General features: G+C 45.0%; 1 protein-coding gene. It reads left to right on the top strand.

The features are described 5' to 3' along the window. The coding region (locus tag SOM12_RS24095) for a hypothetical protein (RefSeq protein ID WP_414655683.1) at positions 1–696 on the top strand (696 nt) is incomplete at both ends.

The raw sequence follows: 696 nt of genomic DNA, 5'->3' as shown, positions 1-696 counted from the left end.
TACAGCATTACGTGGAATACCAGTCCGGCGAATACTTTCGCGCCAGTTACAAATGCGACATTGCCAGCAGGTTCGATTAGTATTCCGATACCTGCAAATACTGCCGCCGGAACATATACTGGTACATTGACTGTTAAAAACGCAGTTGGATCTGGATGTACGTCTTTGGCAAATAATTTTACAGTTATTGTCAATCCGCTGCCAACAATAACTTTAGGCTCAACTACAGCTGTGTGTGAGAGCGCTAGTTTGCAAAATGTAACATTGCCTTATTCGGCAGTTACGAATGCACCAACAAACTACAGTATAACATGGAGTGCAAATCCTGCAAATACTTTCGCACCAGTTACAAATGCGACCTTGCCAGCAAATTCAATAAGTATTGCTGTTCCTGCTGGAACTGTAGGTGGGACATATACAGGATCGCTAACGGTTCGTAATGCGGCTGGATGCGTGTCTGCGGCTCCAACAAATTTTACTATAACTGTCAATCCATTGCCGACCATAACATTAGGAGCCACTACAGCGGTATGTGCAAGTGCGAGCGTGCAGAGTACAACTTTGCCTTATAGCGCTGTGACAAATGCACCAACGACTTACAGCATTACGTGGAATACCAGTCCGGCGAATACTTTCGCGCCAGTTACAAATGCGACATTGCCAGCAGGTTCGATTAGTATTCCGATACCTGCAAAT

The organism is Flavobacterium sp. CFBP9031, from assembly GCF_034044945.1.
GTDB lineage: Bacteria > Bacteroidota > Bacteroidia > Flavobacteriales > Flavobacteriaceae > Flavobacterium.
The sequence above is the reverse complement of the archived record's forward strand: the minus strand, read 5'-3'. Positions and strand labels throughout refer to the sequence as shown.